This window comes from Nesterenkonia sedimenti, assembly GCF_012641515.1.
GTDB classification, from domain to species: Bacteria; Actinomycetota; Actinomycetes; order Actinomycetales; family Micrococcaceae; genus Nesterenkonia; species Nesterenkonia sedimenti.
In genome coordinates this window covers 119,192-142,204 of record NZ_JABAHY010000007.1, presented here as the reverse complement: position 1 = coordinate 142,204, position 23,013 = coordinate 119,192, and the positions used below count along the sequence as shown (strand labels likewise).

Annotated in this window: 19 protein-coding genes; 9 read left to right on the top strand and 10 right to left on the bottom strand. The window is 64.1% G+C overall.

Annotated features, from left to right (window positions below):
* Window positions 1–5: 5 nt before the first annotated feature.
* Window positions 6–2,018 carry a primosomal protein N' family DNA-binding protein gene (locus HGQ17_RS09195; RefSeq protein ID WP_168887646.1) on the bottom strand — a complete coding sequence of 671 codons (2,013 nt, stop codon included), beginning with the start codon at window positions 2,016–2,018 and terminating at the stop codon, window positions 6–8.
* A gap of 77 nt (window positions 2,019–2,095) precedes the next feature.
* On the opposite strand from HGQ17_RS09195, the gene HGQ17_RS09190 reads away from it, so the two are divergent.
* Window positions 2,096–2,818: a class I SAM-dependent methyltransferase gene (locus HGQ17_RS09190; RefSeq protein WP_168887645.1), complete on the top strand. Its 723-nt coding sequence runs from the start codon at window positions 2,096–2,098 to the stop codon at window positions 2,816–2,818.
* Between the two features lie 32 nt (window positions 2,819–2,850).
* Here HGQ17_RS09190 and metK read toward each other — a convergent pair whose 3' ends face one another.
* Both metK and HGQ17_RS09180 read right to left on the bottom strand, forming a co-directional pair.
* Window positions 2,851–4,047 carry a methionine adenosyltransferase gene (gene metK, locus HGQ17_RS09185; protein WP_168887644.1) on the bottom strand — a complete coding sequence of 399 codons (1,197 nt, stop codon included), beginning with the start codon at window positions 4,045–4,047 and terminating at the stop codon, window positions 2,851–2,853.
* A 49-nt stretch (window positions 4,048–4,096) separates the two neighbouring features.
* Window positions 4,097–5,656 (bottom strand): class I adenylate-forming enzyme family protein, encoded by a 1,560-nt coding sequence (locus tag HGQ17_RS09180; RefSeq protein ID WP_168887643.1) that lies wholly within the window; start codon window positions 5,654–5,656, stop codon window positions 4,097–4,099.
* A 257-nt stretch (window positions 5,657–5,913) separates the two neighbouring features.
* Here HGQ17_RS09180 and HGQ17_RS09175 point away from each other — a divergent pair, with 257 nt between their 5' ends.
* From HGQ17_RS09175 to HGQ17_RS09160, 4 genes are read left to right on the top strand one after another with little or no spacing between them, the layout of a single operon-like run.
* Window positions 5,914–7,167 carry a TAXI family TRAP transporter solute-binding subunit gene (locus tag HGQ17_RS09175; RefSeq protein ID WP_168887642.1) on the top strand — a complete coding sequence of 418 codons (1,254 nt, stop codon included), beginning with the start codon at window positions 5,914–5,916 and terminating at the stop codon, window positions 7,165–7,167.
* A complete protein-coding gene (locus HGQ17_RS09170) occupies window positions 7,167–9,299 on the top strand; it encodes a TRAP transporter permease (RefSeq protein WP_168887641.1) in 2,133 nt (710 codons plus the stop codon). The genes HGQ17_RS09175 and HGQ17_RS09170 overlap by 1 nt, the downstream gene beginning before the upstream one ends.
* Complete coding sequence (locus tag HGQ17_RS09165; protein WP_168887640.1) at window positions 9,296–10,120, top strand: enoyl-CoA hydratase/isomerase family protein; 825 nt, start codon at window positions 9,296–9,298, stop codon at window positions 10,118–10,120. Before HGQ17_RS09170 ends, HGQ17_RS09165 begins: the two co-directional genes overlap by 4 nt.
* Before the next feature lie 10 nt (window positions 10,121–10,130).
* The gene (locus tag HGQ17_RS09160) at window positions 10,131–11,018 is read left to right on the top strand and encodes a 3-hydroxyacyl-CoA dehydrogenase family protein (RefSeq protein WP_267873177.1); all 888 of its coding nucleotides are present in this window, start codon (window positions 10,131–10,133) and stop codon (window positions 11,016–11,018) included.
* A 16-nt stretch (window positions 11,019–11,034) separates the two neighbouring features.
* Here HGQ17_RS09160 and HGQ17_RS09155 read toward each other — a convergent pair whose 3' ends face one another.
* A complete protein-coding gene (locus tag HGQ17_RS09155) occupies window positions 11,035–11,943 on the bottom strand; it encodes a LysR family transcriptional regulator (protein ID WP_168887638.1) in 909 nt (302 codons plus the stop codon).
* Between the two features lie 111 nt (window positions 11,944–12,054).
* Here HGQ17_RS09155 and HGQ17_RS09150 point away from each other — a divergent pair, with 111 nt between their 5' ends.
* Genes HGQ17_RS09150 through HGQ17_RS09135 form a run of 4 tightly spaced genes read left to right on the top strand, consistent with a single transcriptional unit; the run spans window position 12,055 to window position 16,180 of the window.
* Window positions 12,055–13,281 carry a CaiB/BaiF CoA transferase family protein gene (locus HGQ17_RS09150; RefSeq protein ID WP_229503435.1) on the top strand — a complete coding sequence of 409 codons (1,227 nt, stop codon included), beginning with the start codon at window positions 12,055–12,057 and terminating at the stop codon, window positions 13,279–13,281.
* On the top strand, window positions 13,278–13,712 hold the full coding sequence (locus HGQ17_RS09145) for an acyl-CoA thioesterase (protein ID WP_168887637.1): 435 nt from the start codon (window positions 13,278–13,280) through the stop codon (window positions 13,710–13,712). The genes HGQ17_RS09150 and HGQ17_RS09145 overlap by 4 nt, the downstream gene beginning before the upstream one ends.
* Entirely contained in the window at window positions 13,712–14,917 is a 1,206-nt protein-coding gene (locus tag HGQ17_RS09140; RefSeq protein ID WP_168887636.1) for an acyl-CoA dehydrogenase family protein, read from the top strand. Before HGQ17_RS09145 ends, HGQ17_RS09140 begins: the two co-directional genes overlap by 1 nt.
* A 39-nt stretch (window positions 14,918–14,956) precedes the next feature.
* On the top strand, window positions 14,957–16,180 hold the full coding sequence (locus HGQ17_RS09135; protein ID WP_168887635.1) for a thiolase family protein: 1,224 nt from the start codon (window positions 14,957–14,959) through the stop codon (window positions 16,178–16,180).
* Window positions 16,181–16,210: 30 nt separating this feature from the next.
* Here HGQ17_RS09135 and HGQ17_RS09130 read toward each other — a convergent pair whose 3' ends face one another.
* From HGQ17_RS09130 to carB, 6 genes are all read right to left on the bottom strand, one after another.
* Entirely contained in the window at window positions 16,211–17,527 is a 1,317-nt protein-coding gene (locus HGQ17_RS09130) for a bifunctional phosphopantothenoylcysteine decarboxylase/phosphopantothenate synthase (protein ID WP_168887634.1), read from the bottom strand.
* 14 nt (window positions 17,528–17,541) lie between these two features.
* A complete protein-coding gene (gene rpoZ, locus HGQ17_RS09125; protein WP_168887633.1) occupies window positions 17,542–17,805 on the bottom strand; it encodes a DNA-directed RNA polymerase subunit omega in 264 nt (87 codons plus the stop codon).
* Window positions 17,802–18,380 carry a guanylate kinase gene (gmk, locus tag HGQ17_RS09120; protein ID WP_211090558.1) on the bottom strand — a complete coding sequence of 193 codons (579 nt, stop codon included), beginning with the start codon at window positions 18,378–18,380 and terminating at the stop codon, window positions 17,802–17,804. The genes rpoZ and gmk overlap by 4 nt, the downstream gene beginning before the upstream one ends.
* Entirely contained in the window at window positions 18,380–18,700 is a 321-nt protein-coding gene (gene mihF, locus HGQ17_RS09115; RefSeq protein ID WP_168887632.1) for an integration host factor, actinobacterial type, read from the bottom strand. The genes gmk and mihF overlap by 1 nt, the downstream gene beginning before the upstream one ends.
* A gap of 117 nt (window positions 18,701–18,817) precedes the next feature.
* On the bottom strand, window positions 18,818–19,681 hold the full coding sequence (gene pyrF, locus HGQ17_RS09110; RefSeq protein WP_168887631.1) for an orotidine-5'-phosphate decarboxylase: 864 nt from the start codon (window positions 19,679–19,681) through the stop codon (window positions 18,818–18,820).
* On the bottom strand, window positions 19,678–23,013 hold the full coding sequence (gene carB / locus HGQ17_RS09105) for a carbamoyl-phosphate synthase large subunit (protein ID WP_168887630.1): 3,336 nt from the start codon (window positions 23,011–23,013) through the stop codon (window positions 19,678–19,680). The genes pyrF and carB overlap by 4 nt, the downstream gene beginning before the upstream one ends.

The following is a 23,013-nucleotide window of genomic DNA, read 5'->3' as shown; positions in this document are numbered from 1 at the left end:
CCGGCTCAGAACTGCAGGGATGAGACATCGTCGACGGCGATGCGCAGGGCACGCGTAGTGCCCTTCTGGGGTTTGGCGCTGGTAGTGCGCCTGACTCGGCGGATCTCGGCGATGACTTCCTCAGCCTGGGCATAGCCGAAGAACAGCAGCCACCGGGATTCACCACCAGGGGCTTCGGCGGGGCCGATCCAGTCCAAGCCTGCCGGCAGTTTCACCTCATGGATCAGCCCACGGACCTCTGTGGGCTCTCCGGTGACCGAGAGCATCCGGGTGGCCGGGGGAAGGTTCAACTCCAGGCGCCGGTAGAGCTCACGCCGTGCGTATCCGGCAGGATCCCAGCGCACCAGCGCCCCGGTCAGCTCCTGGCTCTCCGCGGTGACCACCACGGCCCCGCCCTCACTCCGCGAGCGCGCCAGCGAACCTGCCCGAAACCACCGGGAGAGCACCTGGCGGGGCACATCCAGGCCATCACGCACCAGCTGGAGGTCTCCGTCGAGGAGGATCACCGCACTGTAGCCGGCGGCGGCCACCGGTTCCACTCCGGGGGTGGAGACCACCAGGGCAGGCTTCTCCCCCACCTCCGGAATTGACTGCCCCGCAGTGGAGAGAATCACCGGCACATTCGGAAAGGCCCGTCCCAGCTCCTGCCCGGTGCGCTCAGTGCCCCGGGCAGCGGCACGGAATTCGCGGTGACCGCATTCAGCGCAGCGGTGCCCCCGCTGGTGGATCCCGCACCAGCGGCAGCGCAGTGACTGCGACTGTCCATGATGGGCCGGCAGGGCCAGCGGACCATGACATTCCGGGCATTGCTGGCGCGTCCGGCAGCCAGCGCAGATCACCGCCGGCACGAACCCGGAACGTCCCACCTGGATCAGCACTGGCCCCTGTTCCAGACCCTTGCGGATGCTGCGGAAGGCCACTGCCGGAAGGCGGGACTGCTGCAGTGTGGGGTCCCGCTCCTGCTGATAGGAGTCCGAGGAGGCGGTCACCAATGGGGTGCCAGCCCGGCGGGCGTCACGGTCCGGGGCGGTCTCGGTGAGCCAGCCGCGTTCGACCAGCCGCTGCACTTCCAGACTCCGGGAGGTGGACAGGAAGCGGATGCTGGCCCCGGTCTGCACTGCTCGCAGCAGGGCCACCTCACGCACATGATGATAGGGCGCCCGGGGCTCGGCGTGGCTGGGGTCGTCGTCGTCGAAGATGATCAGCTGGCGCAGATTGGCCACCGGGGCGAAGACTGCCGAGCGGGTGCCCACTGCGACCCGGGCCTGGCCGTAGCGCAGCTGCAGATAGGACCGGTAGCGGGGCGTAGGCCCCATATCCGCGCTGAGCCGGGCTACCACCTCGGTGCCCAGGTCATCCTCCAGGAGGCTGGCCACCTCCTGCGCATCCCTCTGATCAGGAACGACGACGACGGCGTCGCCTCCGGCCTGTAGGGTCTGCTGAACCCGGTGGAGGATCTGGTGGGCCCAGCTGTGCTCACCATAGGACTTCAGCGCCAGACCGGCTTCCCGCGGCCCCGGCTCCTCAGCTGGTTGAGCTGTCTGCGGGGGCGGCTGGCCGATGAACTCCTTCTCGACTCTGGCTACCCGTTGGGGGATGGCTGCACGCAGTACATCGGAGGTCACCCCGGCATAGCGGGCGGCCACCCGCTGGGCCAACTCTAGGATCTCTTCGCCCAGCAGCGGCAGTGGTGAGACCACCCGGCGGATGGAGCTCAACCGGTGCGCGGTGGCGCTGCGCTCCAGGCGCTTGAGCACATAGCCGGGCATCTCCCGGCCGGAGAACATGACTTTGACCCGGGAGCCGGGGACCACTTTCTCCTCGAGGTCCACCGGTACCGCGTAGTCGAAGGGTCGGTCCAGATGGGGAACTGGGGATTCCAGCAGCACCTGGGCGATCGGCAGCTTCGATGTGGTGCCGGCGGGTAGGGCGGGGGCTGATCTGGCGGCTTCGAAGAGGCCAGGCTGGACAGCGGTCAGAGCGGTGGCTGACTCCCCGTTGGGCTGCTGTCCTGTCATGGACTCGATGCTACTCGGGGGCGGGGACATGGAGCATGTCCGGGCGCGGTGATCAGCGCGGATGACATACTCAACAGATGACCTCGCAGAACACTGAGCCACTTCATGACTTTGTTCCGGCGGCGAATCAGGGCCAGGACCCGGCCCTCTATGAGCTGGAGAATGAGGCGATCGACCCCAGTGGTGTGCTGTGGCGGCGGCTGCGGCAGGCCGCTGATTGGCAGGACAAGGTCCTGGTGGATCTCGGCTGTGGTTCCGGGTTCTGGCTGCCGAAATACGCTGATGCTGCCGAGGTCATCGGGGTCGAACCCGATCAGCGGCTGCTGGGCCCGGCCCAGGCCAGGGATCCCGCGATCCAGGTGGTGCACGGTTCGGCTGAACATGTTCCGCTGCCGACTGCCAGTGTGGATGTCATCCATGCGCGGTTCGCCTATTTCTTCCCCAGCGAGGGCTTCGACCCGGTGGCCGGGCTCCGCGAGGCCGAACGAGTGCTTCGCCCCGGCGGGAAACTGGTAGTGGTGGACAATGACCACGTGGCCGGGGATTTCGCTGAGCTATTGGCTGCCAGTGCCCCGGCCGCTGCCCAGGGACGGGACAGCTACCCCACCCGCTGGTGGGCCTCCCATGGGGCGCAGACTGTCCCGGTGATGAGCAGTTGGCAGTTTCAGCGGCGCAGTGACTTCGAACAAGTTCTGCATCTGGAGTTCCCGCAGCAGGTCGCCGAGCAGTGGCTGGCCCGGCACCCTGAGTCACTGGGGTTGAGCTACGGGTATCTGCTGCATATCTGGCAGCGCAGCTAGAGCTTCCTGGCTCTGCAGGTACTGGCTAAGGCTCAGGCGCCGAAGTACTTCCGGAGGGCATCGACCCTAGTGAGCTTCTCCCAAGGGAATTCCTCGCGCCCGAAGTGACCGTTCTTCGCGGTCTCGGCGTAGATGGGGCGCTTGAGGTCCAGATCCTCGATGATGCCCAGGGGCCGCAGGTCGAAGACCTCGCGAATTGCTGCGGCGATCTGGACCGGATCCACCTTCTCGCTGCCGAAGGTCTCCACATAGACACCCACCGGATGTGCCCGGCCGATGGCGTAGGCAATCTGGATCTCAGCACGGTCGGCCAGTCCCGCGGCCACCACGTTCTTGGCTACCCAGCGCATGGCGTAGGCGGCTGAGCGGTCCACCTTGGAGGGGTCCTTACCGGAGAAGGCTCCACCGCCGTGGCGGGCGAAGCCGCCATAGGTGTCGACAATGATCTTCCGCCCGGTCAGCCCGGCATCGCCCACCGGACCGCCGATGACGAAGGGACCGGAGGGGTTGATGATCTCGTCGAGATCGCCGAGGTCCAGTCCGCTGGATTCGATCACCGGGGCGATGACCTGTTCGGAGATATCGGCCTGCAGCTTCGACTGGGTGACCTCATCAGTGTGCTGGGTGGAGACCACCACGGTGTCGAGGCTCACCGGGCGTTCGCCGTCGTAGCCGATGGTGACCTGGGTTTTTCCGTCCGGGCGCAGGTATTCGAGGTCCCCGGACTGACGGGCCTCGGTCAGTCGTGCCGAGAGCCGGTGAGCCAGGGCGATCGGGGTCGGCATGAAAGTATCTGTCTCATTGGTGGCGTAGCCGAACATGATGCCCTGATCTCCGGCACCCTGTGCGTCGCGGGGGTCCTCGGCACCGCCGGTGCGGGCCTCCAGGGAGTTGAACACACCTTCAGCGATCTCAGCGGACTGCTGACCGATGGAGATATTGACTCCGACCCGTTCGCCGTCGAACCCATTGGCTGAGGAGTCATAACCGATCTCGACCAGAGTGTCGCGGACCAGTCGTGGGATCTCCACATAGCCGGAGGTTGTCACCTCACCGGCCACCTGCACCAGACCGGTGGTGGTCAGTGCTTCCACAGCAACCCGGGAGTTGGGGTCCACGGCCAGCAGGGCGTCCAGAATGGAGTCCGAAACCTGATCGCAGATTTTGTCCGGGTGCCCGATTGTCACTGACTCGGAGGAGAACAGGCGCAGAGAATCTGATGAGCTCACCGGGTCATCCTATCGCGGCGGGCAGGGGCTCTTGGGCCAGTTGTCATCTTCAGTCGAAGAAGGAATTCAGCACTTCTCGGCGCAGCACTTTTCCGGTGGTCGAATGGGGCAGCTGGGCTGCGATCTTCACAATTCTGGGGCATTTATAGGCCGAGAGCTCAGCCCGGGCGTAGTCCTTGACCTCATCTTCGGTGACCTCAGTATCGGGATGAGGGACGACGACGGCGGCGATCTCCTGTCCCACCCGGTCATCACTGAGCCCGACGACGACTGCCTGACGGATCCGAGGGTGGCGCTGCAGGGTCTGTTCCACCTCGGAGGGGTAGACGTTATAGCCGCCGCGGATGATCAGTTCTTTGAGCCGGCCGACGATGAAGACATAGCCCTGCTCATCGATGCGGGCGAGGTCTCCGGTGCGGAACCAGTCACCGGCGAAGCTGGCCTCGGTGGCCCCGGGGTCCCCCACATAGCCGTTGAAGATGGTGGGGCCGGTGACCTGCAGCTCGCCGATCTGGTCCTCACCTGCCGGTAGGACGGTGCCCTCCTTATTGGTGACCCGCATTCGGATACCCCAGGAGGGAGTTCCGACTGATCCGATTTTGCGTTCCTGACGGCTCTGGTTCACACAGATCGAGGAGGTGGTCTCGGAGGCGCCGTAGCCTTCGAGCAGGGCCGCATTGGGGAAGATCTCCTCGAATTGGGAGATCAGCTGCAGTCGCAGGGCTGATCCCCCGGAGGTAACCCTGCGGACAGTGCTGAGATCACGTCCCCCGGCACCGGCGGCGACGATATCGCTGAGCATGGTCGGCACCGCCGAGAAACGGGTCACCCGGTGGGCCTGCACCAGGTCCAGGATGCCCTCGGCATCGGGTTTCTCCATCAGCACCAGGGTCATCCCCCAGGCCATGGAGACATTGAGAATCCCTGACATCCCGAAGACATGGAACATCGGCAGGCAGCCCAAAGCGATCTCATCTGAGGTGGGGTCACTGCGAGTGTTCAGGGTCGTGCAGCTCATCCAGAGGTTGAAATGGCTCAGGGCTGCACCTTTGGGCCGGCCTGTAGTGCCGGAGGTGAAGATAATCACGGCGTCGTCGTCGGCTCTGCGCCCTGACTGAGGGCCTCCGGCTGCCTCAGGACCGGCTACTTCAGGACCGGGGGTCAAAAGCTCTGCGAAGCTCAGCTCACCCTGCTGCAAGGGGCTGTCCTCGCCCGTGGGATCAGTGTCGATCACCAGTAGGAAATCTTCGATTCCGGCTGCCGCAGCTCGGACTGTGGCAGCAGTGGCCTCACCGACCACGGCTGCTCGGCAGTCGGCGACGGTCAGGATGTGTTCGACCTCGCGCTCAACGGCCAGCGGGTTGAACGGGACCACCACCAGGCCGGCCCGCAGCACCGCGTAGTAGGCGATGACGAAGGACGGTGTGTTCTTCAGCTGCAGCCCCACCGCTTGGCCCGGTGTCAGGCCCTGGGCGCGCAGCTGGTTGGCCACAGTGGTGATGGCCGCATCGAGCTCGGCGTAGGTCCAGTGCTGTTGACCTGAGATGAGAGCAGTTTTCTGCGGGAACTGCCGCGCCGACTGGGCCACCATCATCGACAGGTCAAACATTGAGTTCCTTCTCCTCCGGGGGTATGCATCACCCACTCCCACACTCAAGGGAGTGACTCACAACACACAATCACCAGGCGGGGTCGGAGGCAATCAAAGCCGGGGGCTATTACCATCTCCCCACCTACTTGATACCCCCTGAGTATCAGTACCCCGTAATAGTGGCCTGAGTCATACATTCAGGGATATGAATAGTGGAGGCCCAGATGCGTGACTGGGATCACAAGCCATGACAGTCAACGTCACGGGAGATTATTTTGACCATCCACTTCAGCCGCCGCAGCTTCCTGGCGGGCGCGGCCGGACTTGCCGCGGCGGCCTCCCTGAGCAGCTGTGCAGCAGGCGCACCTGCTGCCACCAACTCCGCGCTGCCCCGGCAGTTCGTCTGGTCGACTTATGGCATCGGCACCGGTACCTATAACGACCTCGCTGCTGTGGCCAATACACTCACCAGCGAAGTCGGCATTCCGGTGCGATTGATGACCTCTGATACCGGTATCGGCCGGCTGGCGCCTCTGATCAACGGCACCGCGGACTACGCCCGCGCTGGCGATGAGTACTACTACGCCTTCGAGGGCAATGATGAGTTCGCCTCCGAGACGTGGGGCCCGCAACGACTCCGCCAGGTCTGGACCCCGCCGGGTAACTACGGTGTGCTGGTCCGCGAGGACAGCGGTATCGAAACGGTCAGCGACCTCGAGGGTCGGCGCTATCCGCGGCTGACCGCCAGCACCTCGATGAACCGCAAACTCGAGGCCATCCTGAATTACGGAGGACTCACCGGCGAGGACGTCGTCCAGGTGGACATCTCATACTCCGAACAGGTCGAGGCCCTGCGCACCGGACAGCTGGATGCGCTCTACCACAATACGGTCGGTTCCAATATTGAGGAGCTGGCCTCCCAGTACCCGGTCCGGTGGTTGGACCTCGGCGGCGATGATGAATCCCGCTACAGCACCTGGGAGGAACTGGCACCTATGGTCCGCCCCGGGGAGTTCACCGATGGTGCCGGTATGGAGCCGGGGGAATCAGCGGTGAATATGCAGTACACGATTCCGCTGACCACACTGGCCGACCGGCCCGCCGACGAGGTCGCCCAGCTGATCGACTACATCGATGAGCTCTTCGACCATTTCAAGGACGTCACCCCGGATGCGCAGAACTTCCATCGGGATGTGGTGCTGCTGGATCCCATGGTGGTGCCCTTCCATGAAAGTTCTGTGGCCTTCTTCGAGCGGATCGGCCGCTGGACCCCGGATCTGCAGGCCCGCCAGGACGCCCTGCTGGAGCGCGAGGAGCTCATGGCTGATGCCTGGCCCTCCTTCCTGGAGAACAACTCCGATGCCGAGGATCTGGCTCAACGGTGGGTGGACTGGAAATACGAGAATCTGCCCTCCCTGCCCAGTGTCGACGATGTGCCCGACCCCATGGACGAGCAGAACCGCCGCGATTCCGATGACGGGCAGACAGACGGCGATGACGACGACGCAGAGCAGAACGGAGCCGGATGATGACAACCACCACCGAAGAGGTCTCCACGCGGGCCACCGATGGTCAGGACCGCGCCCAGCAGCCCTCCGGCGGGGATGTGCAGAAGCTCATCGCCACCACTGCGGCCAAGAACCCACGGCTGACCCGCTTCTGGAGCGTTGTGGTCATCGCGCTGACTGTCGTCGGCGTGCTGCTGTCGATGAACCAGGTCTTCTTCTGGAACTTAGGCGGGCTGGCCATTCTGACCAATTCCTATCTCTATCTGCTGCTGGCCTGCTTCCTGCCGATCGTGTTCATCGTCTGGCCGCTGCGCAAGGCCAAGGACACCGAGACTGACGGCGGAGACGAGACCGAGGCAGCTGCCGAAGCTCAGCCGGCTGCCGCAGCCCAGGCGAGCCCCCGCACCGGTGTCCCCTGGTACGACTGCCTCATTGTGGTGGCCACGATCCTCACCTGCGGCTATTTCGCGGTCAACGGGGTCGAGATTCAGGAATACGGCTGGGAGTTCATCGCCCCGACCACCGCGACCGTGCTGAGCTTTGTGCTCTGGCTGGTGGTCTTAGAGGCCCTGCGTCGCAGTTCCAGCTGGATCGTCGCCGCCCTGGCGCTGGCCCTATCCCTCTACCCGCTGATCGCCGAGGGGATTCCCTTCGCGATCCTGCAGGGCATCCCCTATGACGTCACCACGCTGGCCCAGGTTCACGCGATGGGCCCCGAAAGCATCCTGGGTCTGCCCATGGAGACTGTGGGCTCCATACTGATCGGCTTCCTGCTCTTCGGCATCGTGCTGCAGCACACCGGTGGCGCTGACTTCTTCCATAACCTCTCGATGGCGATCTTCGGCCGTTACCGCGGCGGCTCGGCCAAGGTCTCGGTGGCCAGTTCGGCCACCCTGGGCATGATGAGCGGTTCCGCGGTCTCCAATGTGCTCACCACCGGGCCGATGACTATCCCGGCGATGAAGAAATCCGGCTTCAGCGCCCGGATGGCCGGTGCAGTGGAGGCCACTGCGGCATCGGGCGGTTCCATCACTCCCCCGATTATGGGAACTGTGGCCTTCCTGATGGTCTCCTTCGTCGGAGTCAGCTACACCGAGGTGCTGATCGCCGCGACCATCCCGGCAGTGCTGTACTTCCTGTGCATCTTCATCCAGATCGACGGCTACGCCGCCCGCGAGGGTCTGGCCGGAACCTCCAAGGATCTGCTTCCCCGAGTGGGTGCGGCCCTGCTGGCCGGTTGGCCGTATATCGCCTCGCTGGTGGTGCTGACCATTATGCTCTTCAGCGCCGGCTCCGAAGCTCAGGTTCCCTACTGGATTGTGGGCATCCTGCTGGTGATCGCCTTCCTGAAACCGGGACTGAGCTTCGGCCCTAAACAGTTCACCGCCATGCTGCTGGACGCCGGTAAGACCCTGGGTCAGATCATCGGGCTGATCGCCGGTGTGGGTCTGATCCTCGGCGGACTTTCGGCCACCGGTGTTGCACTGTCCCTCTCCCGAGATCTGGTGGCCCTGGTCGGCGATAACCTCATCCTGATCCTGATCGCCGGTGCAGTGGTCTGCTTCGTGCTCGGTATGGGACTGACCATCTCAGCTGCCTATGTCTTCCTGGCGATTGTGATGGTCCCAGCAGTCACCGCCCTGGGCGTGGACCCCATTGCCGCCCACCTCTTTGTGATCTATTGGGCCTCGGTCTCCTACATCACTCCCCCGGTGGGTCTGGCAGCCTTCGCCGCGGCCAGTATCTCCAAGGCCTCGGCCATGGCTACCTGTCTGACCGCGATGAAACTGGGCGCGGCCAAATACATTGTGCCCTTCGGTTTTGCCCTGAACCCGGCTCTGGTGGCCCAGGGAACTGTCACCGAGGTCCTCTCGGCCTTCGCGCTGAGCCTCATCGGCGTGGTCGCCATCGCCAGCTCCATCAACGGGTGGCTGCCGGCTGTGGAGTATGTCCTGGGCTGGCCAGCCCGGCTGATGCTGGGCGTCGGCGGAGCGCTGCTGTTCCTGCCCATGCTCTGGGCGGCGGTGACCGGTATCGGTCTGGTCGCAGCCGCAGCTGCAATCACCTATCTGTCCAAACGCTCCGGTGCTGCACCAATTACCGGGGCCGAATCTGCCACCCGAACTGAGACTGACCAGGAGGAGAACGTATGAGCACCTCGAGCGCATCCACATCAGCAGCCCCTGAACTGATCGCTGTTGAACGCAGTGCCGGGATCGCCTGGATCACCATCAACCGTCCGGAGTCCCGCAATGCGATGAACCGTCAGGTTCTTGCCGAGGTCTCTGCGGCACTGGATGAAATCCACGACGACGCCGAGACCCACCTGGTGATCTTCACCGGCGCCGGAGAGAAGGCCTTCGTAGCCGGTGCCGATATCAATGAGCTGGCCCAGCGCACCCCGGTGGACGGGCTGGCTGCGACCATGCAGCGGCTCTATGAGCGGATCGAGAACTTCCCCAAACCCACAATCGCCGCGGTCAACGGCTATGCCTTCGGAGGAGGCCATGAGCTGGCCCTGGCCTGCGATATCCGCATCGCTTCCAGCAACGCCCAGTTCGCCCTTCCCGAGACCGGCCTGGGCATCATCCCCGCCGCCGGAGGCACCCAGCGACTGGCCAAGATCGTGGGCATCGGCCGGGCCACCGATGTGATTCTCACCGGCCGGCGAATCCGCGCTGAGGAGGCACTGTCCTGGGGGCTGGTCTCCGAGGTTGTGGAACCGGAAGAGCTGAAGGAGGCGGCCCTGCGCCGTGCCGAGAGCATCCTGGCCCGCGGCCCACTGGCGGTAGAGCTGGCCAAGACTGTGGTCCAACACGGTTTCACCGTCAATCCCAGCACCGGAATGCTGCTGGAACGCCTCGCCCAGGCGGTGCTCTACAGCACCGAAGAGAAGGCTGAGGGCACCAGGGCCTTCATTGAGAAGCGCCGGCCGAATTTCCGTCCCGATGCCGACACCGCCGAGCACAGCTAAGGAGATCGTCTTGACAGAAACCCAGAGCACTACCGCCTCAGAGATCAACCGGGTCAGCGTCATCGGTGCCGGCACAATGGGCGCCCAGATCGCCATGGTCGCCGCCCTGGCAGGGTTCAGCACTGACCTCATCGATATCAAAGAACAGCAGCTCGAGCAGGCACGCACCAGCTTGGCCAAACGCCTCGACCGGGATGTGCAGAAAGGCCGGCGGAGTCAGGATGAGGTCGATGCCACCTGGGACCGGATGAACCTGACCACTGATCGGGATGCTGCGGTGAAGCAGAGCGATTTCGTCATCGAGGCCGCAGTGGAGGATCTCGGGATCAAAAAGAGTCTCTTCAGTGAGCTGGATGAGCTCTGCCCACCGCACACCATCCTGGCCACCAACTCCTCCAATATCGTCTCCTCCCGGATCGCGGAGGCGACCAACCGGCCGGAGAAGGTCTGCAATATGCACTTCTTCAACCCCGCCCTGGTGATGAAATGCGTTGAGGTCGTGCCCAACCCCCAGACCTCGTCCGAGACCGTGGCCACCACCACTGCCCTGGCCGAGGCCATGGGCAAGGATCCGGTGCAGCTGCATAAAGAGGTCCCCGGTTTCGTGGCCAACCGGCTGCTCAACGCCCTGCGCAAGGAGGCCCTGGATCTCTACAACAAGGGGATCGTGGACTTCCAGGACATCGACACTGCGGCCAAAACCGCCCTGGGCCACCCGATGGGCCCCTTCGAGCTGATGGATCTGGTCGGCATCGACGTGGTCTATCTGATCCGGCTGGCCGAATACGAACAGACCGGCGACCCCGCATCCCTGCCCGACCCCGCCGTCAAAGAGCTCTATGAGGCAGGCCGTTATGGCCGTAAGAGCGGCCACGGCTGGTACAGCTACGAGTCCTGAACCGGAACCGGGTGCCTCAGTGTTCGACGTTCCGGGGATCGGGGAACATCCGCTCAGCCAGATCCACCACTGCGCGCAGGGCTGGACTGGTATCGGCAGCCCGCCAGATCATCCGCACCTCGAGGGGCTGACCACCGTCGGCCACCGGGATGAAGGAGACACCATCAGAGGCGATATTGTCCCGGACCGAGTCCAGAGTCAGCGCACAGCCCAACCCGGCTCCGACCAGCACCACAAGAGTCCAGGAGTCCGGTGCAGTCTGCACCACCCGGGGAACATAGCCGGCAGCCATGGCCAGCGAGTTCAGCCGGTTCTGCAGGGCCGCACCGGCCCCGGCGGGAAGGACGATCCAGGGCTCCTGGGAGAGCTCGGACATACTGACCTGCTCTCGGCCGGCCAAAGGATGAGACTCCGGCAGAGCGAGCATCAGCTCCTCCAGTCGGATGACTGCGGAGTCGATCCCTGGGGGCAGGAAGTCCCACCGACCGATGACCAGATCCAGAGATTCGTCCAAAACCCGCTGCAGCCCGAGATGGGAGAACTGAGAACTGTGCAGCTCCAGATTGATACCGGGACGCACTGCCCGGATATTTCGGGCCAGCTGGCCGACCTGCCGGTTGATCGAGGCCCCGGCGAAGCCCAGGCGGACCCTGCCGGTCTCACCGGTCATCGCGCTGCGCACCGACTGTTTGGCGTTCTCCGAGACCGAGACCAGGGTCTGGGCATCTTCCAGGAGAGCCTGTCCGGCCGAGGTCAGTGCCACATGGCGGGTGCTGCGTTCAAAGAGCGTAGCGCCCATGGAGCGTTCCAGCTGGCGGATCAGGCGGCTCAGCGGCGGCTGCGCCATTCTGAGCCTGGCTGCTGCCCGACCGAAATGCAACTCCTCGGCCACCGCAAGAAAGGCCCGGGCCTGATGGACTTCCATATCCCTCCTACTCTTGCATTTTAGGTATCAGAATACACGCGATTTTGTATTGGACAGACAGTAATCACCAGTGATTCTGTGGTTCATAGCACACTGAACGAAAGAGGAAATATGCCGGATGTATCCCAGCACATGGGCGCCTCCTCGACTGGATCTCAGTCGGGGGCACCCCAGGGGCCGCTGAGCGGCGTCGTCATCGCTGATTTCACCCGAATCCTGGCCGGACCGTACTGCACCATGCTGCTGGCCGATATGGGTGCCACAGTGATCAAAGTCGAGGCCCCTGCCGGGGACGACTCCCGGACGTGGATTCCGCCCGAGCGTGACGGGGTGAGCACCTACTATCTCGCGGTGAACCGGAATAAGCATTCCATTGTGCTGGACCTGCGCGATCCCGAGGACCTCGCCACCGCCCATGAGCTGGTCGGGCAGGCCGATGTGTTCGTGGAAAACTTCAAACCAGGTGGTCTGAGCCGCTATGGGCTTGATGCCGAGACGACCACCACTAAGCATCCGCAGCTGATTCACACCAGTATCACCGGTTTCGGCAGCGGCGGGGGCAAGGATATGCCCGGCTATGACCTGCTGGTTCAGGGACTCTCCGGGCTGATGTCGGTCACCGGCTCACCGGAGCGTCAGCCACAGCGGGCCGGGGTGGCGATGTTCGATGTGATCACCGGGCTGCATGCAGCAACCGGCATTCTGGCGGCCCTGCATGAACGCAGCGTCTCCGGCCGGGGTCAGCATCTGGAACTGGACCTGCTCTCCTCTGCCCTCTCCGGCCTGGTCAATCAGACCGCCGGTTATGCCGCCTGCGGCAATGTTCCGCAGCGGCTGGGCAATGACCATCCCAGCCTCTACCCCTATGGCCCCTTCCCCACTGCGGATAAGGAACTGATCATCTGTGCCGGCAATGACCGACAGTTCTCCCGCCTGGCTGAGGCCCTGAGCTTCGGATGGGCCGCCGAGGACCCCCGGTTCTCCTCCATGGAGGCACGGAATCAGCATCGCGAGACTCTGCGCGAGCTGCTGGTTGAGGCCCTGGCTCAGCAGCCGGCTGACCATTGGTTCGAGGTCCTCCAGGGACAGGGGATCCCCTGTGCGCCGATTCTCAATATCGGCGAAGGTGTGCAGTTCGCCGAACGCCTGGGACTGAACCCGGTTGTTCCAGCAGGCAGCGCCGAGGAGACAGTGCCCACCATCAAACACCCAGTCTCCTTCAGCCGCACCCCGGCCCACTACACCAAAGCCCCACCCCGATTGGGCGCGGATGGAGATGAAGTCCGTCAGTGGCTGCGAGCCCGCAGCACCGCACCGGCTCAGGAGGCAGCCCGATGAGCTATACCCCACCCGCTGTTGCTTTCCAGGCCCCGATCACTATCCGCTGGTCAGACCAGGACATCAATGGGCATGTGAACAACGCCCGGGCCCTGACCCTGGTGGAGGAGGCCCGGATCAAGGCCTCCGACCACTGGGCCGGCGGCAGTGCCGAACGCCATCGCTTCCCCCGGGTGGTGCGCAGTATGAACGTACAGTTCCACCGGCCGATGCACCACGGCAGCGAACTGAGCGCCTATGTGTGGATCACCCGCATCGGCAACACCTCCTATGCAGTCCGCCACGATCTGGTTCAAGAGGACAACCTCTGCCTCAGCTGCGAAGCGGTGATCGTGCTGCTTGACCCGCAGACAGACAAACCCACCCCGGTGCCCGAAACTCTGCGCACCGCCCTTGCTAAAGCCCTCTGCGAAGACGCGAAAGGTAACTGATGACATCTGTAATTGAGCACCCCGACTACTTCCTGCTCGACGAGGGGCTCTCAGCCCAGGAGGCCCAGCTTCGGGATACTGTGCGCAGCTTCGGTGATGAGCATGTGCTGCCGGTGATCAATGAATACTGGGAGCGCGCAGAGTTCCCCGAGCCGGTGCTTGCCCCACTGGCTGAGCTGGGCATTGTCGGGGGCTTCATCCCCGGCTACGGCTGCCCAGGGCTGTCCCGGCGGGCAGCCGGGGTGATCGCCCGCGAAATGGGCCGGATCGACGGCTCGGTCAACACCTTCCTGGGTGTGCATTCGAATCTCTGCATGGGCACGATCTATATGCTCGGCAATGAGGAACAGCGCAGCCGCTGGCTGCCGGAGATGGCCCAGCTGAAGCGCACCGGCGCCTTCGCTCTGACTGAGCCCACTCACGGTTCGGACTCCGTCTCTCTGGAGACCTCGGCCCGGAAAGAGGGTGAGACCTGGGTGCTCAATGGGCATAAGCGGTGGATCGGCAATGGTCATGCCGCTGATGTGGTGACCATCTTCGCCCGCGATGAGGCCGATTCCCAAGTCAAGGCCTTTGTCCTGGAGCGCCAGGCCGACGGTTCCTATCCCGAGGGCTACCGCCCTGAGGTCATCACCGGGAAGGTGGGCAAACGCTCCATCAACCAGGCGGATATCGTCATCGAGAATCTGAGGATTCCGGCCGAGAACCGCCTGGCCGACTGCAACAGCTTCAAGGACGTCAATCGGGTGCTGCGCGCCACCCGGGGCGGGGCCTCCTGGGAGGCGGTCGGCCATGGCATGGCCGCCTTCGAAATCGCAGCAGAGTATGCCCTCAATAGGGAGCAGTTCGGTGCAGCGATCGGCAGCTATCAGCTGATCCAAGAGAAGCTGGCGACAATGCTCTCTGATCTCACCGCCATGCAGCTGATGTGCACTCGGATGGCTGAGCTGGCTGAGGCTGACCGGCTCACCGACGGGATGGCCTCTCTGGTGAAGATGACCACCTCCCGCAAGGCCCTGGCGATGTGCCGGCAGGCCCGGGACATCCTGGCCGGCAACGGACTGCTGCTGGAGAACCATATTGCGCGTCATCTGACCGATATGGAGGTGGTCTCCACCTATGAAGGCACTGATTCCATGCAGGCACTGATTGTGGGCCGGGATATCACCGGGATCTCCGCCTTCACCCGCACTTCCCGACGCTGAGCCCCTGCTCCCCCACTGCAATCTCTTGGAGGTTTGATCATGTCTTCGCCCAGTTCCGCATCTGCCCCGGCTGCCTTCCTGGTCGGCGGCACCCGCACCCCGGTGGGCCGGTATGGCGGCGCCCTTTCGGCTGTGCGCCCCGATGACCTCGCTGCCCTGGTGATCCGTGAGACCGTCCAGGCTGCCGGTATCGACCCCGCTGAGGTGGATGAGGTGGTCTTCGGCAATACCAATGGTGCCGGTGAGGAGAACCGCAATGTGGCCCGGATGTCCTGGCTGCTGGCCGGGTTCCCGGATACGGTGCCGGGGATGACGGTCAACCGGCTGTGTGCCTCGGGGATGTCTGCCATTGCCACCGCATCGCAGATGATCGCCGCCGGTGATGCCGATCTCGTGGTCGCCGGTGGTGTGGAGTCCATGTCCCGCGCCCCCTGGGTGATGGCCAAACCAACCACTGCCTTTGCCCGCCCCGGTGAGATCGCCGATACCTCTATTGGGGCTCGGTTCATCAATCCTGAGCATCTCAAGCATGAGAAGCGGATGATCTCCATGCCGGAGACTGCCGAGGAGGTCGCTGAGCTGGATGGGATTTCCCGGGAAGATGCTGATGCCTTTGCCCTGCAGTCCCATCAGCGGGCTGTTGCCGCCACAGAGGCCGGCCGTCTGCGCCGGGAGATCACTCCGGTTGATGTCCCGGGCCGAAAGGGTCAGGTCACCACCGTGGACACCGATGAGGGTCCCCGTCCGGACACCTCGGTGGAGGTCCTAGCCAAACTGCGTCCGGTAGTCTCGGGTGGTTCTGTGGTGACAGCAGGCAATGCCTCGAGTCTCAATGATGGCGCCTCGGCTGTGCTGGTGGCCTCTGAGCGAGCGGTGGAGAAATTCGGCCTTCAGGCCCGAGCCCGGGTGGTTGCCCGAACCAATGCCGGGATCTCACCGGAGATCATGGGCCTGGGACCGGTTCCGGCTACTGAGCGGGTGTTGCAGCGCAGCGGCTGGTCTCTGGATGAGATCGGTGCCGTGGAGCTCAATGAAGCCTTTGCCTCCCAGTCGCTGGCCTGTATCCGCCGGCTGGGCCTGGATGAATCAGTGGTCAACGCCGATGGCGGGGCTATTGCTCTGGGCCACCCCTTGGGTTCCTCGGGCAGCCGTATTGTGCTGACGCTGCTGCGTCGGATGGAGGATGAAGCGGTTGACCGGGGCCTGGCCACGATGTGTGTGGGCATGGGTCAGGGCGCTGCGATGCTGCTGGAGAAAGTCTGATCTTCGCCGATCGGCCTGAGGCCGCGGGGGTCAATCGGTCAGCAGTCTGCTGAGACAGCCGATGACGGCCTCCGCGGCCTGCTGTTTGGTGCCACGTACCCGGACACCGGGCTCGGGCTCGCTGCCGGTGGCTGCCAGCTGCTCTTTAGCCGCCTCTGAGGCCAGGATCTGAATTTCTGTGGTGTCCTGACCGAAGACGAGATTCTCTCCCACCCGGTTGAAGACCAGGAGGTCGCAGCCTTTGCGCTGCAGTTTCTGCTGGGCCAGCTGCAGGGGGTCGGTGGATTCGTCTCCGGTCTCAGCGGCAAAACCGACGATGACGCCCGGGCCGATGCCCTGCTCTTTCCGGCGGGTCACCGTCTCAGCGAGGATATCCGGGTTGCGCTCCAGGGTGATGACCGGGTTCGTACCGTCATCGGATTTCTTGATCTTGGTGGCCGCATAGTCAGCCGGCCGGAAGTCAGCCACGGCGGCAGCCATGATCAGTGCATCGACCGTATCTGCTTCGCGCAGCACAGCACCATGCAGCTGTTCGGTGGTCTCCACGGGTACGACCTCGATACCGCGCAGTTCGGGACCAGGTTGTACGTCCATGACCCCGGCGATGAGTTTCACCTCTGCTCCGGCGGCCTGAGCTGCCCGGGCCAGCGCCAGCCCCTGCCGACCGGAGGACCGGTTGCCCAGGTAGCGCACCGGGTCCAGGGGCTCGCGAGTGCCGCCTGCGGTGATGAGGACCGTTTTACCCAGCAGAGGCGGCTGGATATTCGGATCTGGTGCGTAAAACTCTCCGGTTCCCGCGGCGTAGGCATGTCCAAAGTTCTGCACACCCAGCAGAGCATCTGCCTGGGTTTTGATGTCCTCGGGTTCGGGCAGCCGCCCGGGGCCGGAGTCCTTGCCGGTCAGGCGCCCGGTGGCCGGTTCCATCACCTGGATTCCGCGGCCACGCAGGACTTCGACGTTCTCCACGGTGGCTGGATGCTGCCACATTTCGGTGTGCATGGCCGGCACCAGAAGCGTCGGCGCCTCAGAGGCCAGCAGGGTGGAGGTCAAAAGGTCCCCGGCCATTCCGGCACGGGCCTTGGCCAGAAGATCCGCGGTGGCAGGAGCGACGACGATGAGGTCAGCCTCCTGGCCCAGCCGCACATGGCGGACCTCATCCACCCCTTCGAAGACCGAGGTGGTCACGGGCCGGCCGCTGATGGCCTCCCAGGTAGCCTTCCCCACGAATTCCAGCGATGCCGGGGTGGGGATGACATCCACCTGGTGTCCGTCCTCTTTGAAGAGTCTTGCCAGATGAACAGCCTTATAGGCGGCGATGCCGGCCGAGACACCGAGGACGATTTTCATGGAGTGTCAGTCGCTCAAGCTGCCTCGGCGGCGGGGGCTTTCTGCTCCAGGAGGTCCTCGTTCACCTCGCGCAGTGCGATGGAGAGTGGCTTCTCGTTCAGCTTGGTCTCCACCAGCGGACCGATGTGGTCGAAGAGCCCCTCGTGCAGCTGAGCGTAGTAGTTGTTGATCTGGCGGGCGCGCTTGGCTGCGAAGAGCACCAGGGCGTATTTGGACTCTGCCTTCTTCACCAGGTCGTCGATCGGCGGGTCGATAATGCCTTCAAGCTGCTCAGTCACAAAGTTCCTTCAGTCTGGGGTTTCGGTTCGAAGCCCATTCGGGCCACAAGTTCTGCTGCCGCGCGCTCGACGTCGTCGTTGATGATGGTGACGTCGAATTCCGGCTCCGCGGCGAGTTCTATTCTAGCGGTTTCCAGCCGACGCTGCCTCTCCTCCTCATCCTCAGTCCCCCGGCCGATCAGACGGGTGACGAGGTCATCGAAGCTGGGCGGGGCCAGGAAGACGAACTGTGCCTCCGGCATCTTCTCCCTGACCTGGCGGGCACCCTGGAGATCGATCTCCAGCAGGACGTTCTTGCCCTGGGCCATGGCTTCCTCCACAGTGCTGCGCAGGGTGCCGTAGCGGTGCTTCTTATGCACCACCGCCCACTCCAGGAACGCGTCCTCAGCCAGTAGCTGGTCGAAGCGTTCGGGGCTGATGAACAGGTAGTCCTCTCCGTCGACCTCACCGGGCCGGGCTGGCCTGGTGGTCGCAGAGACCGAGAAGTGGACTTCGGGATAGGTGCTGCGGATATAGCGGCTCAGGGTGGACTTTCCCACCGATGTCGGGCCGGCTAGAACGGTCACATGGGGCATCAGGCTAATTGTGCCAGATGCGCGCCCAGAGATTTGCGCTGCTTGACCCCCAGACCTCCGAGTCGGCGGTTGATTGAGACACCAAGCTCCTCCAGGATCCGGGTGGCTGTGACGCGGCCGATACCCGGCAGCGACTCCAGCAGCTCGATAGTCTTCAGGCGGGCTACTGCCTCGGACCTATCGGCCTTGGCCAGGACCTGGTCGAAGTTAAGCGATCCTTCACCGAAGCCCTTTTTGACCTCTGCGCGTTCAGCGCGGGCGGCCAGAGCCTTCTTCCGGGCGGTATCTCGCTCTTCCTGGGTCAGCTCTCTCAGTGCCACTGTGCTACTCCTCCACGTAGTGGTGCCCAGTCAGGACATTTCCTTGTGGCAGAATCTAGCGGCAATTTGCGTCTAGGGCAATAGCTCGTGACACCGTTGACTAGGAGATAGGCGGTTTCAGTCCAGGTCAGCGCGGGATGAGGCGACAGAACTGACCAAATCTGACACGCCGGGGCCAGCACTGAGAATCCCCCGTGAGGAGTTGACCAGCACCTGGTCCCAGGCTCCGGCGAATCCGGTTCTGATCTGGGCGGCTGTGGCTCCTTGGGCTCCGTAGCCGGGGGCCAGAATCGGCGGACGCCCCACGGAGAGATCTATGCCGTGCTCAGCGGCCAGCTGGACGGTGGTGGCTCCGATAACCAGGCCGATGCCTCCCAGGCGCTCTGGGGCGCCGTTGACGGCCGCTGCTTGGGCAATCACGCTGCCGGCCACAGTCTCTTTCCCCTGTTCAGCACTGGCTGCCCCCGTCTCCCCCGCGGCGGCCAGCTGCACCTCTGCGCCTTCCGGATTCGAGGTCAGCCCCAGGACGAAGAGCCCTGCACCGTAGTCCTGTGCGGCTTTGATCGCAGGGCCCAGGGAGCCAAAACCCAGATAGGGGCTCACAGTCAACGCGTCCACGCTGAAAGCATTGGCCGGATTCAGCCACGCCTCAGCGTAGGCGGCCATAGTGGAGCCGATATCACCGCGTTTGGCATCGCCGATCACCAGCAGTCCGGCCTCTTTGGCGCTGCTGGTGGTCTCAGCCAGTACCGCCATGCCCTCGGGGCCGTAGCGCTCATAGAAGGCCACCTGAGGTTTGATCACCCCGACCCGGCCGGCGCAGGCCTCGAGCACCCGCTGGCCGAATTCGCGCAGCCCCGCTGCGTCATCGCTGAGTCCCCAGTCGGTGAGCATCCCCGGATGCGGGTCCAGACCCACACAGAGATGCCCGTACTCATCGATGGCCTCGGCCAGCCGGGTCCCGAAGGGCGTCGTCGTCATTCTGCTCCTGCCACGGCGAGTCCGGCTCGGTGGAGGGTGGCGGCGTGTTCCTGGAGGGAGGCCACCGACCACCGGTAGCTGCGCTGGGCTTCGATGCCTTGGACTGCGGCGACGAACTCCGCGATAGTGGTGATCACCGGCACTCCGAGGCTGGTTGCTGCCGCGCGAATCTCGTAGCCGTCGCTGCGGGCGTCCCCGCCGGAGGGAGTGTTGATGATGAGATCGATCTTGCCGTCCTCAACCAGTGGCAGCACAGTTCCCTGCCCCTGGTCAGTTCCGGCGATCTTCTCCACGACCTCGCAGGAGATCCCGTTGCGGCGCAGCACATCGGCGGTCCCGCCGGTGGAGATGATCGAGAAGCCGAGGTCGGCCAGACGTTTGACCGGCATGATGATTCCGCGCTTATCCCGGTTGGCCACCGAGACGAAGGCTTGACCGGAGACCGGCAGGGGGTTATTGGCTGCCAGCTGGGATTTCGCGAAGGCTGTGTCGAAATGCGCGTCGATGCCCATCACCTCACCGGTGGAACGCATCTCCGGGCCCAGCAGGGAGTCCACAACCCGGCCCTCCGGGGTCCGGAATCGGGCGAAGGGCAGCACGGCCTCCTTGACCGCAACCGGGGCCCCAGGCGGCAACAGGGAGCCGTCGCCACTTTCGGGCAGGATCCCGGCGGCCTCGTGTCCGGAGCCGGCACGCAGTTCTGCGATGCTGACCCCGGTACCGATCAGTGCGGCGGCCTTGGCCAGCTGGACACCGGTGGCCTTCGAGACGAAGGGCACAGTGCGCGAGGCACGCGGATTGGCTTCGATGACGTAGAGGACATCGGAGGCCACGGCGAACTGGATATTGATCAGGCCGCGCACGCCGACTCCTGCGGCGATGGCGGCAGTGGCTTCGCGCACCCGCTGCAGCACATCGGGGCCCAGGGTGATCGGCGGCAACACGCAGGCGGAGTCCCCGGAGTGGATTCCGGCCTCCTCGATATGCTCCATGATCCCGCCCATGTAGAGGTTCTCGCCGTCGTAGAGGGCGTCGACGTCGACCTCGATAGCGTCTTCCAGGAAGCGGTCCACCAGCACGGGGTGCTCAGGGGTGACCTCGGTGGCATTGGCGATATAGCGCTCCAACCCGGTCTCGTCGTAGACGATCTCCATACCGCGGCCGCCGAGCACATAGCTGGGCCGGACCAGTACGGGGTAGCCGATGGAGTCGGCCACAGTTTTGGCCTCCTCGAAGCTGACGGCGGTCCCGTTCTTCGGCGCGATCAACCCCGCTGAGTTCAGCACCTGGCTGAAGGCTCCGCGGTGTTCGGCCAGATCGATGGCTGCCGGGGTGGTCCCGAGGATGGGCACACCGGCATCGGCCAGCTGCTGGGCCAGTTTCAGCGGGGTCTGGCCGCCGAGCTGGACGAAGACACCGGCCACTCCCCCGGTGCGTTCCTCGGCGGCGATGACCTCCAGGACATCCTCGAGGGTCAGCGGTTCGAAGTAGAGCCGGTCGGAGACGTCGTAGTCGGTGGAGACGGTCTCGGGGTTGCAGTTGATCATCACCGTGTCATACCCGGAGCCGCCCTGGGAGAATTCCTTCAGCGCCATCGTGGCGTGGACGCAGGAGTAGTCGAATTCGATGCCCTGGCCGATCCGGTTGGGGCCCGAGCCCAGGATGATCACCGAGGGTTTGGCGTGCTCGGCGATCTCATCTTCGAAGTCGTAGCTGGAGTAGTGATACGGGGTGAAGGCCGGGAACTCGGCGGCACAGGTGTCCACTGTCTTATACACCGGGCGCACGCCGAGTGCATGCCGCAGCCCGCGGACCACGGCGGCCTCCATATCCCGCAGGGCACCGATCTGCTCATCGGAGAAGCCGTGACGTTTAGCCAGCTGGAGGGTGGCCCGGTCCAGCTCAGGGGCCTCCCGCAGGGTCTGGGCAGTCTCGTTGATCAGCTGGATCTGGTCCAAATACCAGGGGTCGATGGCGGTGATCTCGAAGATCTCCTCGAGGTCGACTCCGGCGGCCAGTGCTTGCTGGACCTGGTAGAGCCGTTCGGTGGTGGAGGTCGCCATGCCCTGTTTGAGCGCCTCGACGTCGACGTCGTCGGTCTCGAAGCTGAATTCGCTGCCGCGCTGCTCCAGAGAGCGCAGTGCCTTCTGCAGGGCCTCGGTGAAGTTACGGCCGATGGCCATGGCCTCGCCCACTGACTTCATGGTGGTGGTCAGGGTGGGGTCGGCTGCCGGGAACTTCTCGAAGGCGAAGCGCGGGACCTTGACCACCACGTAGTCCAGGGTGGGCTCGAAGCTGGCGGGGGTCTTCTGGGTGATGTCATTGGGGATCTCATCCAGGGTGTAGCCCACGGCCAGTTTGGTGGCGATTTTGGCAATGGCGAAGCCGGTGGCCTTCGAGGCCAGTGCTGAGGAGCGGGAGACCCGGGGGTTCATCTCGATGACCACCACGCGTCCGGTGGCCGGATCCACGGCGAACTGGATATTGCAGCCGCCGGTGTCCACGCCGACCTCTCGGATCACGTTAATCGCGATATCACGCAGCTTCTGGTATTCCCGGTCGGTCAGGGTCATCGCCGGGGCCACGGTGATGGAATCCCCGGTGTGCACACCTACTGGATCGAGGTTCTCAATGGAGCAGACGACGACGACGTTATCGTTGGCGTCGCGCATCATCTCCAGTTCGTATTCCTTCCAGCCGAGGATGGACTCCTCCAGGAGCACCTCGGTGGTCGGTGAGTACTGCAGTCCCGCACCGGCGATCCGGTGGAGGTCTTCCTCGTTATAGGCCATACCGGAGCCGAGTCCGCCCATGGTGAAGGAGGGACGCACGACGACGGGGTAGCCCAGGTCTTTGACTGCCTGAAGTGCCTCATCCATGGAGTGCACGATGGCCGATTTCGCCGATTCGGCACCAGAGCGCTCGACCACGCCTTTGAACTTCTCGCGGTCCTCACCGAGTTCGATGGCCGCGATATTGGCACCGATGAGTTCCACCCCGAATTTCTCCAGGGTGCCGTCCTTATCCAGGGCGATGGCGGTGTTCAGTGCTGTCTGTCCGCCCAGGGTGGGCAGCAGCGCATCGGGGCGTTCCTTCTCGATGATCTTGGCGACCACCTCGGGGCTGATCGGCTCCACATAGGTGGCATCGGCGAACTCGGGGTCGGTCATGATGGTCGCCGGGTTGGAGTTGACCAGGATGACCCGGATGCCCTCTTCCTTGAGCACCCGCAGGGCCTGTGTGCCGGAGTAGTCGAATTCGGCTGCCTGGCCGATGACGATCGGTCCCGAGCCGATCACCATCACGGAGTTGAGGTCAGTGCGTTTTGGCAT

Coding starts and splice junctions, on each gene's coding strand:
- HGQ17_RS09195 (WP_168887646.1), bottom strand. CDS start 2,018: ATGACAGGACAGCAGCCCAACGGGGAGTCAGCCACCGCTCTGACCGCT.
- HGQ17_RS09190 (WP_168887645.1), top strand. CDS start 2,096: ATGACCTCGCAGAACACTGAGCCACTTCATGACTTTGTTCCGGCGGCG.
- HGQ17_RS09180 (WP_168887643.1), bottom strand. CDS start 5,656: ATGTTTGACCTGTCGATGATGGTGGCCCAGTCGGCGCGGCAGTTCCCG.
- HGQ17_RS09170 (WP_168887641.1), top strand. CDS start 7,167: ATGACAACCACCACCGAAGAGGTCTCCACGCGGGCCACCGATGGTCAG.
- HGQ17_RS09165 (WP_168887640.1), top strand. CDS start 9,296: ATGAGCACCTCGAGCGCATCCACATCAGCAGCCCCTGAACTGATCGCT.
- HGQ17_RS09155 (WP_168887638.1), bottom strand. CDS start 11,943: ATGGAAGTCCATCAGGCCCGGGCCTTTCTTGCGGTGGCCGAGGAGTTG.
- HGQ17_RS09150 (WP_229503435.1), top strand. CDS start 12,055: ATGCCGGATGTATCCCAGCACATGGGCGCCTCCTCGACTGGATCTCAG.
- HGQ17_RS09145 (WP_168887637.1), top strand. CDS start 13,278: ATGAGCTATACCCCACCCGCTGTTGCTTTCCAGGCCCCGATCACTATC.
- HGQ17_RS09140 (WP_168887636.1), top strand. CDS start 13,712: ATGACATCTGTAATTGAGCACCCCGACTACTTCCTGCTCGACGAGGGG.
- HGQ17_RS09135 (WP_168887635.1), top strand. CDS start 14,957: ATGTCTTCGCCCAGTTCCGCATCTGCCCCGGCTGCCTTCCTGGTCGGC.
- HGQ17_RS09130 (WP_168887634.1), bottom strand. CDS start 17,527: ATGAAAATCGTCCTCGGTGTCTCGGCCGGCATCGCCGCCTATAAGGCT.
- gmk (WP_211090558.1), bottom strand. CDS start 18,380: ATGCCCCATGTGACCGTTCTAGCCGGCCCGACATCGGTGGGAAAGTCC.
- pyrF (WP_168887631.1), bottom strand. CDS start 19,681: ATGACGACGACGCCCTTCGGGACCCGGCTGGCCGAGGCCATCGATGAG.
- carB (WP_168887630.1), bottom strand. CDS start 23,013: ATGCCAAAACGCACTGACCTCAACTCCGTGATGGTGATCGGCTCGGGA.